Raw genomic sequence first — 17,511 nt, forward strand, 5'->3', positions numbered from 1 at the left:
CAGCTGAAACATTCCGACACGCATGGATGCCAACATTGAGCATTTGATAAATCAGCGTCCGAGTCCCGCCTTGAGCATCTCCAGCATATCCCCCGGCGACATGCGCGCCGCCATCTCGGTCCCTTCCAGCAGGCTGTCGGCCAGGTCGCGCTTGTGGCGGTGCAGGTCGACGATGCCTTCCTCGATCGTGCCGCGCGCGACCAGGCGGTAGATGGTCACCGGCCGCTGCTGGCCCATGCGGTGCGCGCGATCGGAGGCCTGGTCCTCGACCGCCGGGTTCCACCACGGGTCCATGTGGATCACGTAGTCGGCCGCCGTCAGGTTGATGCCGACGCCGCCCGCCTTCAGGCTGATGAGGAACAGGTCGCCTTCGCCGGCCTGGAAGGCATCCACGCGGCGCTTGCGTTCCTGGATCGGGGTCGAACCGTCCAGGTACTGGTAGGCGATGCCCTGCGCGTCGAGGTAGTGGCGGATCAGGGTCAGGTGGTCGACGAACTGGCTGAACACCAGCACCTTGTGCCGGTTCTCGAGCAGGTCCGTGGTCAGGCGCGCGAAGGTCGCCAGCTTGCTGCTGGCGATGCCGGCGCCTGGCGCCACCAGCTCGGGATTGCAGCAGGCGCGGCGCAGCCGCATCATCTCGGCCAGGATCTCGATCGCCTTCTGGCCCTCGGGCGCCTCGAGCGCGGCCAGCTTGTCGAGGGCCTGGCGGCGCAGCGATTCATAAAGCGCATTCTCTTCGGCGCTCAGTTCCACCGGGACCACGATCTCGGTGCGCGGCGGCAGCTCGGACAGTACCTGCGCCTTGGTGCGGCGCAGGATGAAAGGCGCGGTCAGGCGCTTCAAACGCGCGCGCGCGCCGGCCTCGGCGCGTTTGTCCTGGGCTTTCTCGATCGGGCCGGCAAAGCGCAGCTGGAACTGGTCGGCGCTGCCGAGCAGGCCCGGATTGATGAAGCGGAACAGGTTCCACAATTCTCCCAGGTGGTTTTCCAGCGGCGTGCCGGTGGCCGCCATGCGGAAGTCCCCCTGCAGCGCCATCACCGCCTGCGAGCGCTTGGTGTGCATGTTCTTGATCGCCTGGGCTTCGTCGAGCACGATGCTGTGCCAGCGCCGGCCCTTGAAGCGCGCCGCTTCCAGCTGCAGCAGGCCGTAGCTGACCACGACCACGTCGAACGGCCCCGCGTCGTCGACCGTGGCGGCCCGTTCGCCGGGGCCGAACAGCTTCAGGTTCAGGGTCGGCGCGAAGCGCGCGGCCTCGTCGAGCCAGTTCAGGCATACCGAGGTCGGCGCCACCACCAGCGCCGGGCCGTCCTTGGCGCGCGTGAGCAGCAGCGCCAGCGCCTGCAAGGTCTTGCCGAGACCCATGTCGTCGGCCAGGCAGGCGCCGACGCCCCAGTGCGCCAGGCGCGCCAGCCACTGGAAGCCGTCGACCTGGTAATCGCGCAGCTCGGCCTGCAGGGTGGACGGCAGTTCGGGCAGGTAGGCGGCATTGTCGGCCATGCGTTTCAGGTGCCCCTGCCAGGCCTTGTCGGCGTCGACGCTGCCGGCGTCCCGCGCCAGCTCGTCGAGCGCGAAGCTGGCCAGCGCGTGGGTGCGGATGCCGTCGCCATGCAGTTCGCCATAGGCTTTCAATTCCGTCAGGCGCCGGTGCAGCTCGTCGGACAGGGCCAGGTATTCGTTCTCGCCCAGGGCCACGAAGCGGCTGCCGCTTTCCTGGATCTTTTCCAGCAGGGTGCGCAGGTTCATCACGCGGCCTTCGTCGATCACGACGTCGCCGCTGGCCGCGAACCAGTCGCGCTCGCGCCGGATCTGCACCCGCACCGATTTCGTCGTGGCCTTCTTCGTGACGCGGAATTTCTCGCCCTCGGGCCAGGCGACCACGATGGACTCGCTGTCCAGCGCGCGCAGCTGGTCGACCAGCTCCAGTGCCAGCAGCGGCTGGCCGAGCAGCCATTCGCCGTGGTCCGGTTCCGCGTGTTCGAGGGCCTGGCATGCGCCGATCAGCTGGCGCTCGGCCTCGCGTTCGGCGTTCAGGTCGCGGCGGGCTTCGGTGCGGATGCCGTCGACGTCGGCGATCACATTGGCCGCGCCTTCGCCGGGGCCATAATAAGCGCCGCCCGGCAGGGGACGCACCAGCAGCTGCATGCGCATGCCGTGCTGGTAGGGGCGCAGCAGCACGTGCAGGCGCGGGTCGGCCGGCACGGTCTCGATGTCGCTGCTGCTGGCGCCGATGTCCGACTGCACGGTGACGATCGACGACACCGCGCCGATCGCGCGCAGCACGCGGCGCTCCGCTTCCATTGGCACCGCCAAGCCTTCGCCGACGATGGCGGCGATGCGCCGGTGCTCGTCCCTGATCTGCACCAGGCGCAGGCGGGTCGGCGTCTCGCGCGTGACCACGACCTCGCCGTCATTGTCCTCGATCGGCGGATTCAGCACGATCGACACCTTGTCGCCCAGTTTCTTGACCAGCAGTTCCGGCTCGCCCGGCAGCAGCTCGACCCGGGTGCCGGGCGAATCCATCCAGAACAGCAGCGGGTGGCCGACCAGGCTTGCCAGCGCCTTGTGCACCTCGAGTTCGAAACGGATGCCGCTGCCGGCGTAGTAGCGGCGGCCGGCGATCGCGTTCACCGCCTGCAGGTCTTGCGCGGTGAGGAAGTCGAGCTGTGCGCCTTCCTCGGCCAGGCGTTTCAGGCCCATGGCGCGGCCGCGGCTCCAGCCGCCCTGCGCGTCGCGTTTCTGCTCGCGCGGCTCCAGCTCCTGCACGCCCAGGTGCGGGTCGTAGCGGATCAGCCAGACCAGGCGCGACTCGCGCACGCTTTCCACGTTCACCGCCGGCTGCAGGTTGATCAGGGCGTTCAGCTGGCGTTCCCACGGTTCCTCGCGCGCGAACCAGCCGCTCATGTCGGGCAGGCGGTGCTGGTGTCGCAGTTCGCTCGCACGTTGTTCATGCGCCAGGTGGCCGGCCTGTCCCATCTGCGCCAGCACGCCGGCCAACTGGGCCGACCACAGATCGAAGCCGGCTGCCTCGGACTGCAGCAGCATGTCTTCCAGCCGCGCGCGCTGGTCGTTCAACGCGGGCAGGGCCAGCCAGTGATGGATCAGGGCGCGGAACACGGTCGGCTCCAGCGACATCTCCCAGCTGCGCGTGCCGAACAGCGCGGCGTCGACAGTGCCGCGCTGGATCTCGTGCAGCATGCCGAGCTGGAACCAGACCGCGTTGTCGGGCCGCTGCACCGCGCGCGTCTCGATCTCGAGCCAGGCGTCCGCCAGCTTGCGGTGGCCCGGATCGCTGCTGCGCAGCAGGGCGGCCATCGCGATATGCGCGCAGTGGCCGTCGAACACGGCCTTGCGCTTGCCGGTTTCGCGGCGCAGCTGCTTGATCGACGCGTCGATGCCGGCCAGGCCAGCATCGATATCGTCGCGCAGCACCTGCACCACGCTGCGCAGGAACAGGCCGGGCGAGTCGCCCGTCTCGTCCACCAGCGACAAGGCGTCGTCCAGGTGCCCGCACAGGATGTAGTGCTCGCCCAGCGAGCGGCGCAGCGGACTTTCCGGGCTGCTGCGTGGTATCAGGCGCTCGGCGTACTCGCGCACGCCAGGCGCCAGCGCCGGTTCGCTGCGCGCATGCATGATCAGGATGTGCAGGATGCCTTCGCGCATGCGCGGATGGATGCGCTCCATCATGCTTGGTGCGAAAGGACGCGCGCAGACGTCGACCAGCGGATGCAGGTAGCTCGACTCGTGGCAGCGCAGGCAGGCATCGAGCAAGGGTGAAACGACGTCGTATTCTTGTCCGGTAAGCAGGGCGATGCGCAGCAGGGCCAGGCCCTGGCGGTAGCTGCGCAGCATCAGGGTGCCCTGCCAGTCGCGCCGCACGGTCGAGACCTGGGCATAGGCGGCGGCCACGCCGTCGAACAGGCCATCGTCGAGGGCCGCGTCCAGCACCGGCCAGGACAGCTCGGGCGCGATGCCGGTGCCGCGCTCGCCCATGTCGACCACCAGCTTCCGCTCGCGCAGGCGCGCCAGTTCATCGACCCATTGCGCGATCGGCAGCGCCACGCCCAGGGCCCGCATATGCTCCAGGATGCGCTGGCGGCCCATCGGCTCGCCCGCGATCGCCAGCACGACCAGCAGCGCCCGTTCTTCCGCCGTGCAGGCGGCCAGGCGCGCGTTCACATCGTCAGTCGTCATGCGAGGTTCTCGATCTCCACCGCCGGCAGGTCGGCCGGCACCGGGATGCCGAACACGCGCAGGTAAAAATACAACTCCGCTTCCAGCGTGCGCACCACGCTGTCCGCCTTGCGGAAGCCATGGCCTTCGCCTTCGAGCGTCAGGTAGGCCACCGGCAGCTTGCGCGCGCGCAGCGCCTCGACCACGCTCTCGGACTGCTGCGGCGGCACGACCTTGTCGTCCAGGCCCTGGAAGAAGATCATCGGCCGCCGCAGTTTATCGGTATGGTGGATCGGCGAGCGCTCGCGGTACACCGCCTGGGCGGTTTCCGGCGGCGCGATCAGGTACTGGTTGTAGTGCGACTCGAACTTGTGCGAATCGGCGTCCAGGCCGGCCAGGTCGGACACCCCGTAGTAGCTGGCGCCGGCCTTGAACACGTCGTGGAAGCTCAGTGCCGACAGCACGGTCAGGCCGCCGGCGCTGCTGCCGCGGATCAGCAGGCGTTCGGGGTCGACGACGCCTTGCGCCGCCAGGTGGCGCGCGCCGGCCACGCAATCCTCGACGTCGACCACGCCCCATTGGTGCTTGAGCAGGTTGCGGTAGTCGCGGCCGAAGCCGGTGCTGCCGCCATAGTTCACGTCGAGCACGGCGAAGCCGCGGCTGGTCCAGTATTGGGTGGACAGCTTCAGGGTGCTGGCCGCCATGCCGGTCGGGCCGCCGTGGCCGATCACGATCAGCGGCGGCAGCTCCCCGTCTTGCGGCGCATGGTCGGCATTGGTCGGCGCGTAATAGAAGGCGTGGGCAGTGCGTCCGTTCTCACTGGGGTAGTCGATCGCCAGCGGCACCGACAGGTAGCCGGTCGCCGGCAATTGCGGGATCGAATGCGCCAGCACCTCGCTGCTGTTGTTGGCCAGGTCGATCCGCGCCAGCTCCGGCGCGATGGTCGGCGCGCCGCCCAGCACGGCCACGACGTCGCCCTGCACCCGCAGCTCGCGGATCTCTTCATACGGCGACTCCAGCGGCAGCAGCTTGCCATCCGCCAGCCTTGCCAGGTAGCTGACGCCTTGTTCGATGTAGGCGCACACGATCTCGTCCCCGGAACGGAAGCCGTACAGCGAACCGCCGAAGCTCCAGTGCGGGCCGGCGAATTCGGCCTCACGCGGGCACAGCGCATGCACCACGCCGTGGTCGTAGCGGTACAGGTTCCACCAGCCGCTGCGGTCCGACACGAAGTGCAGCAGGCCGCCGGGCGACCACTCGGGCTGGCAGATCGATTCGTCCGCGCCGCCCGCGACCAGGCGGCCGTTCACCAGCGTCCCATCATCAAGCACGTCGGCCAGCCACAGCTCCGTGCCTTCCCACGGCATGCGCGGATGGTCCCAGCACAGCCAGGCCAGCTGGCGGCCATCGGGCGACAGGCGCGGCGCCGCATAGAAGTCGTTGCCGTCCACGAGCACGGTCTCGGCGCCGTCGAAGCCCACCGCGCACAAGGTATTGACAGGGTAGGTGGCGCCGGCCGAGTGGTCCTCGCGCACGGCGATCAGGCGCCGGCGCGCGCCATCGAGCACGAAGTCGGCAAAGCGGTGGCCCGTGCCGTCGGCCGTCACGGCCACCGGCTCGCCGCCAGGCTCGACCCGGTACAGGCGATTGTCCACATGGTGCGAGAACCATGCCGTGCCGCCGGCGAGCAGGCAGGCGCCGCCGCCATATTCATGGACGCGGCTGCGCACATTGAACGGCGCCGGCGTCAGCTCGCGCGTGCCGCTGGCGTCATGCACCATGAGCGTCGTGCGTCCGCCCTCGCTGGCGCGGCCCTCGAGCCAGCCCAGGCGCGGCCCGTCGAGCATCAGCTGGGCCAGCGGCACCGCGCCGGCGGCAACCACCGCGGCGCTGATCGGCGAGGGCCAGGCACCGCAAGGCAAAGGTTGTTTGCTGGTAGCAATCGTCATGATCTGGGCTCTTTCCTTGGTGGGGCGCCTATTATAGTGTTCGCCCAAGAATGCGATAATAGCCGTTTCCTTACCAACGCCATTGTCAGCCATGCCACAATTTGCCCCGCTCCAGAACGACACCTTCCTGCGTGCGCTGTTGCGCCAGCCGACCGACTACACCCCGGTGTGGCTGATGCGCCAGGCGGGCCGCTACCTGCCGGAATACCGCGCCACCCGTGCGCGTGCTGGTTCGTTCCTGGGGCTGGCCAAGAATCCCGACTACGCCACCGAAGTCACGCTGCAGCCGATCGACCGCTATCCGCTGGACGCGTCGATCCTGTTCTCGGACATCCTGACGGTGCCGGACGCGATGGGCCTGGGCCTGTATTTCGCCGAGGGCGAAGGCCCGAAGTTCGAGCGTCCGCTGCGCACCGAAGCGGAAGTGAATGCGCTGGCCGTCCCCGACATGGCCTCGCTCGACTATGTGTTCAAGGCCGTGACCTCGATCCGCACCGCCCTGAACGGCCGTGTGCCGCTGATCGGCTTCTCGGGCAGCCCGTGGACGCTGGCCTGCTATATGGTCGAAGGCGGCGGCTCGCGTGAATTCCACACGGTCAAGAAGATGCTGTACAGCCGTCCGGACCTGATGCACCGCATCCTGGACATCAATGCGCAGGCCGTGACCCAGTACCTGAACGCCCAGATCGACGCCGGCGCCCAGGCCGTGATGATCTTCGACTCCTGGGGCGGGGCGCTGGCCGACGGCGCCTACCAGGAATTCTCGCTGGATTACATGCGCAAGATCGTCGCCGGCCTCAAGCGCGAGCACGATGGCGTGCGCATCCCGGCGATCGTGTTCACCAAGGGCGGCGGCATCTGGCTGGACGAGATGGCCGACATCGGCGCCGACGCGCTGGGCCTGGACTGGACCGTCAACCTGGGCCGCGCGCGCAAGCTGGTGGGCGACCGCGTGGCGCTGCAGGGCAATCTCGATCCGGCCATCCTGTTCGCCGAGCCGGATCAGATCCGCGCCGAAGTCGAGCGCTCGCTCACCGCCTATGGTGCGCCGTCGAGCGGCCATGGCCATGTGTTCAACCTGGGCCACGGCATCTCGCAATTCACGCCGCCGGAATCGGTCAGCGCCATGGTCGATGCTGTCCACAGCTTCAGCCGCAAGCAGCGCGCCGCCTGAATCATCCCTCGCGACTGGCGGCCCCTCTTGACAAGGCCGCCACTCAACCCCCTCACTTGTTCACAACTTCCTAAAAGCGGGTAAAAATTCCTGTGGACATCTCGGCATCTTCTGAATCAGCGTAAAACGATGATTTATAAGTGTTTTTTGCTTCAATATAGTGCTGAGTGCGTCCTGCACCACAAGGTTGTCCAGTAGAATTCAGCCAGTTCCGGCTCTTGTTCACAAAGTTATCAACAGACGTTTTGATAACGGGGAAAAGTGCTTGGTTTACCGGGACTTAGCGCGCTTCTTCAAGTATCGCCTTAAGTTTGTGACGCAACGCAGCGAGTTTTCCACCTCGGATATCCCAGTTATGCACAACGCGGAAAAAGTGCTTGAGCTTGTTAACAGGTCTCAGGACGAATATGCAAGCCATTGATTCATAAGTAAAAAATAGTCTTGAATTTGAGAATTATCGATTGCGACTTGATCTAACGTAAACCTTTGATGGGGTCAAGCCCCACGCTATTCACAAAGTTTTCCACAGATTTGCACAGGGCCCAGATTGTCGACCAGCACCGATAGCATCGTCGCGCATTGCTTCCTCGAAGTCGTGCTCGATACACCGCTGAACAGCAGTTTCGACTACCGCTGGCCATGCCGGCCGGGGGAAGAACCGCTGCCCGGCCAGCTGGCGCTGGTGCCGTTCGCGCGGCGCGAAGTCATGGCCCTGATCGTCGCGGTCAAGGACCGGACCGATGTCCCGTCCGCAAAACTGAAGGATGCGGTGGCCGTGCGCAGCCAGCTGTCCCCGCTGCCGGAGCGCTGGATCGCCCTGGCGCGCTTCGCCGCCGACTACTATCAGCGGCCGCTGGGCGAGGTGGCGCTGCCCGGCCTGCCCAAGAACCTGCGGGTGCCCAAGACGGTGGCGCTGGACCGCGCCCTGAAAAAACTGGCCAAGCTCGATCTCCAGCAGGATGCGACGGCGGTCGACATGCCGGTGCTGAACCCCGCCCAGCAAGAGGCGGCCGCCGCGATCGGCGGCGCCGACGGCTTCACGCCGCTGCTGTTGTGGGGCGTGACCGGCAGCGGCAAGACCGAGGTTTACCTGCAGGCCTGCGCCCGGGTGCTGGCGCGCGACCCGCAGGCGCAGATCCTGATCATGGTCCCCGAGATCAACCTGACGCCCCAGCTGGAAGGGAATATCCGGGCCCGCTTCCCGGGCATGATGCTGGCCACCCTGCACAGCAGCCTGTCCGAGGGCGAGCGCATGCTGCACTGGCTGGCCGCGCACAATGGCCAGGCGCGCATCGTGCTCGGCACCCGGCTGGCGATCCTGGCCTCGCTGCCGAACCTGCAACTGATCGTGATCGACGAAGAGCACGACCCCTCGTACAAGCAGCAGGAAGGCTTGCGCTATTCGGCGCGCGACCTGGCCGTCTGGCGCGCGCACCAGCTGGGGATCCCGATCGTGCTCGGCTCGGCCACGCCCTCGCTCGAATCCTGGCACCACGCGCGCTCGGGACGCTACCGGCGGCTGGACCTGCGCGAGCGCGCCGTGCGCGACGCCGTGCTGCCGAAAGTCAGGCTGGTGGACATGGAACGCGACCGCCCGCGCGACGGGCTGACGAGCGAGGTGCTGGCGGCCCTGCGCGGGCGGCTGGAGCGCGGCGAGCAGTCGCTCCTGTTCCTGAACCGGCGCGGCTACGCTCCGGTGATCTGTTGCGACGCCTGCGGCTGGATCAGCAACTGCACCCGCTGCACCGCCTTCATGGTGCTGCACAAGCCCGAGCACCGGCTGCGCTGCCACCATTGCAGCCTCGAACTGCGCATTCCGCGTTCCTGCGCGACCTGCGGCAACGTGGACCTGCAGCCGCTGGGACGCGGCACCCAGCGCGTCGAAGAAGGGCTGCAGGCGATGTTCCCCGAGGCGCGCATCCTGCGCATCGACGCCGACTCCACGCGCCTGAAGGGCAGCGCGCAAGCGGCCTTCGACAGCGTGCACCGGGGCGAGGTGGACATCCTGATCGGCACGCAGATGGTCGCCAAGGGCCACGACTTCAAGAAGCTGACCCTGGTCGGGATCCTGAATCCCGACACCGCGCTGTTCTCGCAGGACTATCGCGCCAGCGAGCGCCTGTTCGCCCAGCTGATGCAGGTGGCGGGGCGGGCCGGCCGCGCCGGCGCGCCGTCCGAGGTGCTGGTGCAGACCCGGTATGCGCAGCACCCGCTGTATGGCGCGGTGATGCGCCACGATTACGAACGCTTCGCCGGCCAGCTGCTCGAAGAGAGGAAGGAAGCCGGGCTGCCGCCCTTCATGTACCAGGCCTTGCTGCGCGCCGAGGCGAAGGAGCTGCCGATCGCGATCGAATTCCTGGAAGCGGCGCGCGACTGCCTGCCGGCCGACGGGATCATGATCAACGACCCGATCCCGATGACGATGACCCGGGTCCACAACGTGGACCGCGCCCAGCTGCTGGTCGAATCCAGCTCGCGGCCCGCGCTGCAGGCCTTCCTGCGGGCCTGGGTCCTGCAGCTGCGGGCGATGAAGTCGCGCGTGAAGTGGTCGCTCGAGGTCGACCCGCTCGATATCTAGGTCAGGCTGCGACCCTGGCGGCGCCGTTGCGGCGGCGCTTGGCATAGCCCATCAGCGCCAGGCCGGCGCCGAGCAGCAGGCCGGTGGCCGGTTCGGGCACTTCGCCAGGTTCTTCCCCGTTCGCCGGTTCCACGTTGAAGGTGATGGTGCCGAAGTCCCACTGGCCGTCCGCCCCCACCCCGTCGTCCCAGCCTTCGAAGAATTCCAGGCGCAGGATGCCGTCGACGCCGACTTCGAACGCCAGGCCCAGCTCGACCAGGTCCGCAAACCCCGAGTAGCTCTGGGTGCCCGGGTACCACTCGCCGAGGCCCGGCGTGAAGAACACGCCATCGGTCTGCTTGGAGTTCTCGAAGCCGACGACCATTTCCTCCAGCCAGCTCGGCTCATAGGCTGTCAGGGTGAAATCGTAGGCGATGCTGGTGATGACCGAGTTGGCGCCGACGTCGAGCAGGACGACCGTGTTGTCGGCATCGCCATACAGTCCATGGCTCTGGACGCCGGTGACGTCGAAGGTGATCGGCGCCGCGAACAGCGACGACGAGGCGAGCAACGACAGGCCGGCGAGCAGTTTCTTGAAGGTAGTAATTTTCATGACGATCTCCCTGGTTGTGGAATTCGTCGATGAGCAACAAGCGTGCCCGGGGATCCGAGTTCTCCCAATCAACTGATTTCTAACGAGAAATTAATAAAGTGTGTCTCCGGTAAAGACGGGCATGTAAAGTTGCTCGACATGCAAGATGCATGTCGCCACCGGCGGCGGCAAAATAGCGTATCGTCTTGCCTGTCATTAGCGCAGCAGTGGAGACCAGCAATGAAACAACTGAACGTGGACGTCGCCATCATCGGCACCGGCACCGCCGGCATGACCGCCTACCGCGCCGCCAGGACGCTGGGAGCCCGGACGGTGGCGATCGAGAGCGGCCAGTACGGCACCACCTGCGCCCGGGTCGGCTGCATGCCGAGCAAGCTCCTGATCGCGGCGGCCGAGGCGTCCCACGTGATCGACACAAGCGCGCCATTCGGCGTGCATGCCAGTGAAAAACGCATCGACGGCCGCGCCGTGATGGATCGGGTCAAGCGCGAACGCGACCGCTTCGTCGGCTTCGTGCTCGAAGGAGTGGAGGCCATGCCGGTGCAGGACCGCCTGCAGGGCCGCGCGCGCTTCACCGGCCCCTGCACGCTGGTGGTCGACGACCACACCGAGATCCAGGCCGGCCGCATCGTGATCGCCACCGGCTCCACGCCGCTGCGCCTGCCGCAACTGGAGAACGTCGGTCCCGGCATCGTCACCAGCGACGACGTGTTCTATTGGGACGACCTGCCGCGCTCGGTGGCCGTGATCGGCACCGGCGTCATCGGCCTGGAACTGGGCCAGGCGCTGGCCCGCCTCGGCGTGCGCGTGCGCTTCTACGCGCGCGGCGGCAGCATCGCCAACATCACCGATCCGGAAGTGCTGCGCTGCGCGGGACGGGTCTTGATGGAAGAACTCGACATCGCCTTCCAGACCGAGGTGGTCGGGGCGGTGCAAGAGGGCGACGAGGTGGCGCTGACGGTGCGCGATGCGCTGGGCAAGGAAAGCACCGAGCGCTTCCAGTACGTCTTGATGACGGCCGGCCGCACGCCGAACGTGCACGACCTGGGGCTCGAGCACACGGGCCTGGAGCTGGGGCCGGACGGCATTCCCGTGTTCGACGCACGCACCATGCAGTGCGGCACCAGCAATATCTTCATCGCGGGCGACGCCAACAACGAGCGTCCGTTATTGCACGATGCGGCCGACCACGGCAAGATTGCCGGCGACAACGCGGGCCGCTTCCCGGACGTGCGTCCGGGCCTGCGCCGCGCGCCGATCGCGGTGGCCTTCACCGAGCCGAATATCGCCACCCTGGGCAAGAACTACAAGGCCTTGTGCGCCGGCGGCCAGCGCAAGTTCGCGGTCGGCAGCGTGTCCTTCGCCAACCAGGGCCGCAGCCGGGTGATGTTGCAGAACAAGGGGATGTTGCGGGTGTATGCCGAGTACGGCACCCGGCTGTTCCTGGGCGCCGAGATGATCGCGCCGCGCGCCGAACACCTGGCCCACCTGCTGTCGTGGGCATTCCAGATGCGCCTGACGGTCGACCAGATGCTCGAGATGCCGTTCTACCATCCGGTGATCGAGGAGGGCGTGCGCACCGCGCTGCGCGACCTGGCCAATAACCTGTCGAAGGGCGACAGCCAGACCGACCCGGCCGATACCGAGCCGGGTACCTGACAATGCGTTGACGTTCAGTTGAGCAGCGTGTCGTCCAGCTTGCCTTCGCCGGCCAGCTGGCGCAGGATGCGCACCGTGTCGATGTCGGCTTCCTGGTAGGCCGACTTCTTGAAATCGTCATACATCGCGTTGGCCGGATCGGTATGCTCGCCCTGGCCGTCGTCGTAGCAGAAGCGCACCAGCAGCATGGCATTGGTCGGCGCCTCGATGATCATGCGCAGGCTCGAGGCGGCGATCTCGCCCTGGGCCGGCACTTCGTAGCGCACTTCCTGCAGCGGGGCCAGGTGCACCTGGTCCTCGATCACCAGCTCGCCGAACTTCAGGCGGCGCTTGAGCAGGCCGGCCTCGCGTTCCAGGATCGTGCATTCGTCCAGGTGGGGAATGAACATCGTCGGCTGTTCGGCGCGCAGCACCAGGCCGCGCCACAGCTGCTCGCGGGTGAGGGTGTCGATCAGCGGGTTCATCGGATCGTTGATTTCGATGAGATGTTCGAATTTCATGGGCAAATGTCCGAAAGTAGAAGGCCGCAGCATTGCGCCGCAAAGGACGCATGGTAACCGATTGCGCGCCGCCACGCCCGCTCCCTCCATCGGGTAATGTCAAGCGCCGCGCTGTTGCAATCCGGCCGCGCAGGGGCGTTCGCCAGCCTGTTTGTCGCCGCTGGGTCCGCCAGATTGTTACAATCGCTGCCTGTCCCTCCAGAAATAATTCCCATGTCCAATGCACCAAGATTCGGCCTCAACGGGCCGCAGAGCGAAGCCGCGCTATATCTCGACGGCCCTTGCCTGGTGCTGGCCGGCGCCGGCTCGGGCAAGACCCGCGTGATCACGCAAAAGATCGCCTACATGATCGAGCATTGCGGCTACGACCCGCGCACCATCGCCGCCCTGACCTTCACCAACAAGGCGGCGCTCGAGATGCAAGAGCGTATCGGCAAGCTGCTCAAGCAGCCCAAGCAGGCCAAGCAATTGACCGTGTCCACCTTCCACTCGCTGGGCGTCAAGATCCTGCGCCAGGAAGCGGCCGGGGTCGGCCTGAAGGACAAGTTCTCGATCATGGACAGCGACGATTGCTACACCATCGTCTCCGATCTGGCCCTGACCACGGACAAGCAGGAAATCCGCGGGATCCAGAACGCGATCTCACTGTGGAAGAACGGCCTGGTCGACCCGGAGGACGCGATCAAGGCGGCGCGCGACGAGGACGAGGCCCTGGCCGGCCGCGTCTACCGCAGCTATGTCGCCACCCTGCAGGCCTACCAGGCGGTCGACTTCGACGACCTGATCCGCCTGCCGGTGGAATTGTTCCGCAATAACGAATCGATCCGCGACCGCTGGCAGCGGCGCCTGCGCTATCTGCTGATGGACGAATACCAGGACACCAATACCTGCCAGTACGAGCTGGTCAAGCTGCTGGTGACGGGCCTGGGCAAGAAGCCGATGTTCACGGCGGTCGGCGACGACGACCAGGCGATCTATGCCTGGCGCGGCGCCTCGGTGGAGAACCTGAAAACGCTGGGCGACGATTTCCCCGACCTGAAGGTGATCAAGCTCGAGCAGAACTACCGCTCCACCACCCGCATCCTGCAGGCGGCCAACGCCGTCATCGGCAACAACCCGAAGCTGTTCGAGAAGTCGCTGTGGTCCGAGCACGGCCTGGGCGAGCCGATCAAGGTGCTGGGCATGCAGAACGACGACCAGGAAGCCGACCAGGTCGCGATCATGATCTCGGCCGACCACTTCCAGCGCAAGAACAAATGGACGGATTACGCGATCCTGTACCGCGGCAACCACCAGGCGCGCGTGATCGAACAGGCGCTGCGCAAGGAGCGCATCCCCTACACGATGTCCGGCGGCCAGAGCTTCTTTGACAAGGCCGAGATCAAGGACATCATCGCCTACCTGCGCCTGATCGCCAACCAGGACGACGACCCGGCCTTCATCCGCGCCGTGACGACGCCCAAGCGCGGCGTCGGCATGGCCACGCTGGAAGTGCTGGGCGAGTTTTCCAAGCAGTGGAACTGCTCGCTGTTCGAGGCGGCGAGAAAAGGCGGCATCGAGGCGAAGCTGGCCGAGCGCCAGCTGGGGCCGCTGCGCGACTTCTGCCACTTCATCGCCGAGCTGGAAGACCGCGCCACCCGGCCGGGGCCAACGGGCAGCGGCGACCATGCGGCCGAGGTGCTCGACGACATGATGAAGGAGATGAACTACGAGCACTATCTGTACGAAAACTTCGACGACCGCGCGGCCCAGGGCAAGTGGCAGAACGTGCTCGAGTTCACCAACTGGCTGAAGGACCGCGGCCGTGGCGGACGCGACCGCGATGGCGAGGAAAAGAACCTGCTCGAGTTGACCCAGATGGTGGCCCTGATGTCGATGCTCGAGGGGGCGGACGAGGAACAGGATGCCGTGCGCATGTCGACCCTGCACGCGTCCAAGGGGCTGGAATATCCGCACGTCTACCTGGTCGGGGTGGAAGAGGGCATCTTGCCGCACAAGGGCGATCCGGACGCATCGGTCGAGTCGATCGCGGCGCGCATCCAGGAAGAGCGGCGCCTGATGTATGTGGGCATCACGCGCGCCCAGCGCACCTTGCACGTGAGCTGGTGCAAGCGCAGGAAACGGGCGGGCGAACTGGTCAATTGCGATCCCTCGCGCTTCATCAAGGAGATGGCGCTGGACGTCGGCGAGGCGGCGCCGATGGAAAGCGAAATCCTGAGTCCGAAGGAAAGATTGGCGAACCTGAAAGCCTTGTTGGCAACACCACGGCCGGTTCCTGAATAAGTTGGAAATAGAACTGTCGCGTAGCGTTGCGCGTAAGCCTTGGCGGATCGACAAGACCTGCGCACGATTGAAATCGCATTTGACTTCGACTGTCGAGCAAGAAATACTTGCCCGGATGCGAGTTTTTCGATAGCTAAAGTTTCACGGCAATTGCCGTGTGGCAAGCGCAACGTTTTCTTTCCGATCCATGGCCACCGTTTCCGACATTACCAACACCCCGCTCTCGGGCTTGAACCACATCGACGCCCTGCTGGACAAGGGGCCCGACTGGAATTACCTCAGCAATTCCAACGCCAACGTCCTGTATTACACCTTCTCGACGGCGTCGGGCAACGAGGCCGACAAGAGTGGCCAGGAAACGTTCAGCGCCGCCCAGCAGGCGGCAACCCGCACCGCCTTCACCTATCTGCAGCAGATCACCGGCATCGAATTCCGTGAAACGGGATCCGGGACGGCGGCCCAGATTCATCTGGCCAATATGGATCTCGACGGACGGTACACGACCGGCCTGTGCAGCTGGCAGGCTGGCTACCGTTCGACTTCGAACGGCACGCTGACCGAGTACACGGCGAATGCCTATGTGTACCTGGACAATGCCGAGTGGCGGCACATCACCGATAACCTGACGCCGGGCACCCAGGGCTATGAAACCCTGCTGCACGAGCTGGGTCATGCCCTGGGCCTGAAGCATCCTTTCAGCGAGGGTGTGGCGGGCGAAATCGTCTTGCCAAGCAACGAAAACAATACCAGCAACACGCTGATGTCCTATGACACGGCCGGCGGCTGGCGCAGCACCTACAGTCCCTATGACATCGCCGCCTTCAACTGGCTGTACGGAGGCGACGGCCTGCGCGGAGAGCTCGGCATCAACGGCAGCGGCGGTCGCTTTATCACCGGCAGCTACAAGGACGACGTCCTGGTGGGCACCCAATTCAACGATACTTTGCAAGGTAATGGAGGCAACGACATGATCGACGGCGGAGCAGGAATCGATACGGTGGTCTACAACGGCAACCGCAACAGCTATACCTTCGGCACACTGGCCGATGGCGCAATGACAGTGTCAGGCGCGGAAGGGACGGATACCCTGCGCAATATCGACTGGCTGCAGTTCGCCGACATGACGGTCGAGCGCGCCAATGTGGTGGCGGATACCGCGGCGCCAGCAGCGCCGGTGCTGGCGGTGACGCAGAACGGCAAGGGTTTCGCGACAACTGGCAATATCCTGCTGCTGAACGGCAGTGCCGAGGCCAACTCGACGGTCAAGGTCTATCTCGGCGACAAGCTGATCGCGACGGCCCAGGCCGATGGCAGCGGCCTGTGGAGCACCCGTTCGACGGATCCGTTCGCGGATGGCCGCGGCTACCAGATTTTTGCCACTGCCACCGATGCGGCCGGCAATGTCTCACAAGCGAGTAATCAGGTGATGTTCCATATCGACGCCACCGCGCCGTCGGTGCCGACCCTGAACATCGCCCTGGCGGCAGGCAGCAACCGTCCGCTGTTCACGGGCACCGGCGAACCCGGCACCACGATCGAACTGTACCGCGACGGCGACTTCGTCAAGATCGGCTCGACCACCGTCGCCGGCGACGGCAAGTGGGCGCTGGCCTCGCAGCCACTGCCGAACGGGGGCTACAACGTCACCGTGGTATCGGTCGACGATGCGGGCAATGCCACCGCCGGCCAGCAGAGCGTGCCGATGGCGGTCGCCCATAACGGCTACCAGGGCGGCACCTCGGGCGCCGACACGATCACCGCCAATGCCGGCAGCAATGCCATCGATGGCGGCGCCGGTCTCGACGTCGCGGTCTACGGCGGCTCGCGCGATGCCTATGCGATCAAGAAGGAAACCTGGGGCTATACGGTGACCGCGCAGAACGGCGAGGTCGATGGCCTGTTCAATGTCGAGCGCATCAAGTTCGACGATGGCTGGAAGGCGATCGACACTGTCTCGGCGCAGATCTTCCGCCTGTACGAGGCGGTGCTGGACCGTACTGCCGAGGAAACCGGCCTGGGTTACTGGAACTGGCGCATGGATAACGGCACCTCGCTGCACCAGGTGGCCACCGAGTTCATGATCCAGCCCGAGTTCAAGCAGCTGTATGGCGAGAACCCGACCGACCAGGAATTCATCCACAAACTCTATGAAAACGTGCTGAACCGCGAGCCGGACACAGGTGGCCTGCTGTACTGGTCGCAGATGATCGGCCAGAACGGCCGCGCCCAGATGCTGATCGACTTCGCAGAAAGCCCGGAAAACCAGGCCCTGGTGATCGACGTGGTCGGCAAGGGTCTCGATTTCGTGCCCTGGCAAGGTTGACGTCCGCGCGCCGGGCGCCCTGGGCGGCCCGGCTGGCATAATGCCGGTTTTACGCAGGATGCCGCCGCCATGACCCAGGAAGACCGTTTCATCAGTCTCGAGATCAAGCTCGCCCAGCAGGAAGACTTGCTGGACGAGCTGAACAAGACCATCTACCGCCAGGAACGCCGCATCGACCAGCTCGAGGCGATGGTCGCCAAGCTGGCCGACCATGTGCGCACCCTGCGCGACGCCGGCCAGGCGCCCCTCAACGAACGTCCCCCGCATTATTGAACGGTCGTTT

The 17,511-nt window shown here is 65.9% G+C and carries 10 protein-coding genes; 6 read left to right on the plus strand and 4 right to left on the minus strand.

Features of this window, described 5'->3' with window-relative positions:
• Positions 1 to 51: 51 nt before the first annotated feature.
• Both J3U95_RS15070 and J3U95_RS15075 read right to left on the minus strand, forming a co-directional pair.
• Positions 52 to 4,191 carry a DEAD/DEAH box helicase gene (locus J3U95_RS15070; protein WP_208279379.1) on the minus strand — a complete coding sequence of 1,380 codons (4,140 nt, stop codon included), beginning with the start codon at positions 4,189 to 4,191 and terminating at the stop codon, positions 52 to 54.
• Positions 4,188 to 6,119: a S9 family peptidase gene (locus J3U95_RS15075; RefSeq protein WP_208279380.1), complete on the minus strand. Its 1,932-nt coding sequence runs from the start codon at positions 6,117 to 6,119 to the stop codon at positions 4,188 to 4,190. Before J3U95_RS15075 ends, J3U95_RS15070 begins: the two co-directional genes overlap by 4 nt.
• A 91-nt stretch (positions 6,120 to 6,210) precedes the next feature.
• Between J3U95_RS15075 and hemE the strand changes: the two genes are divergently transcribed.
• Together hemE and J3U95_RS15085 are read left to right on the plus strand one after the other, a co-directional pair.
• Positions 6,211 to 7,293, plus strand: a complete 1,083-nt coding sequence (gene hemE, locus J3U95_RS15080) for a uroporphyrinogen decarboxylase (RefSeq protein ID WP_208279381.1) — start codon at positions 6,211 to 6,213, stop codon at positions 7,291 to 7,293.
• 547 nt (positions 7,294 to 7,840) lie between these two features.
• Positions 7,841 to 9,871, plus strand: coding sequence for a primosomal protein N' (locus J3U95_RS15085; RefSeq protein ID WP_208279382.1), 2,031 nt, complete (start codon positions 7,841 to 7,843; stop codon positions 9,869 to 9,871).
• Position 9,872: 1 nt separating this feature from the next.
• Here J3U95_RS15085 and J3U95_RS15090 read toward each other — a convergent pair whose 3' ends face one another.
• Positions 9,873 to 10,463: a PEP-CTERM sorting domain-containing protein gene (locus J3U95_RS15090; protein ID WP_208279383.1), complete on the minus strand. Its 591-nt coding sequence runs from the start codon at positions 10,461 to 10,463 to the stop codon at positions 9,873 to 9,875.
• 219 nt (positions 10,464 to 10,682) lie between these two features.
• Between J3U95_RS15090 and J3U95_RS15095 the strand changes: the two genes are divergently transcribed.
• Entirely contained in the window at positions 10,683 to 12,122 is a 1,440-nt protein-coding gene (locus J3U95_RS15095) for a dihydrolipoyl dehydrogenase (protein ID WP_208279384.1), read from the plus strand.
• Positions 12,123 to 12,136: 14 nt separating this feature from the next.
• Here J3U95_RS15095 and J3U95_RS15100 read toward each other — a convergent pair whose 3' ends face one another.
• A complete protein-coding gene (locus J3U95_RS15100) occupies positions 12,137 to 12,622 on the minus strand; it encodes an SRPBCC family protein (RefSeq protein ID WP_208279385.1) in 486 nt (161 codons plus the stop codon).
• 213 nt (positions 12,623 to 12,835) lie between these two features.
• Here J3U95_RS15100 and J3U95_RS15105 point away from each other — a divergent pair, with 213 nt between their 5' ends.
• The 3 genes from J3U95_RS15105 to J3U95_RS15115 all read left to right on the plus strand — a co-directional run bounded on the left by J3U95_RS15105 (position 12,836) and on the right by J3U95_RS15115 (position 17,501).
• The gene (locus J3U95_RS15105) at positions 12,836 to 14,905 is read left to right on the plus strand and encodes a UvrD-helicase domain-containing protein (RefSeq protein ID WP_208279386.1); all 2,070 of its coding nucleotides are present in this window, start codon (positions 12,836 to 12,838) and stop codon (positions 14,903 to 14,905) included.
• A 187-nt stretch (positions 14,906 to 15,092) separates the two neighbouring features.
• Positions 15,093 to 17,228 (plus strand): DUF4214 domain-containing protein, encoded by a 2,136-nt coding sequence (locus J3U95_RS15110; protein ID WP_208279387.1) that lies wholly within the window; start codon positions 15,093 to 15,095, stop codon positions 17,226 to 17,228.
• A 69-nt stretch (positions 17,229 to 17,297) separates the two neighbouring features.
• Entirely contained in the window at positions 17,298 to 17,501 is a 204-nt protein-coding gene (locus J3U95_RS15115) for a SlyX family protein (RefSeq protein WP_109348031.1), read from the plus strand.
• Positions 17,502 to 17,511 lie beyond the last annotated feature (10 nt).

The sequence above is a fragment of the Massilia oculi genome, from assembly GCF_017582745.1.
Classification (GTDB): domain Bacteria; phylum Pseudomonadota; class Gammaproteobacteria; order Burkholderiales; family Burkholderiaceae_D; genus Telluria; species Telluria oculi_A.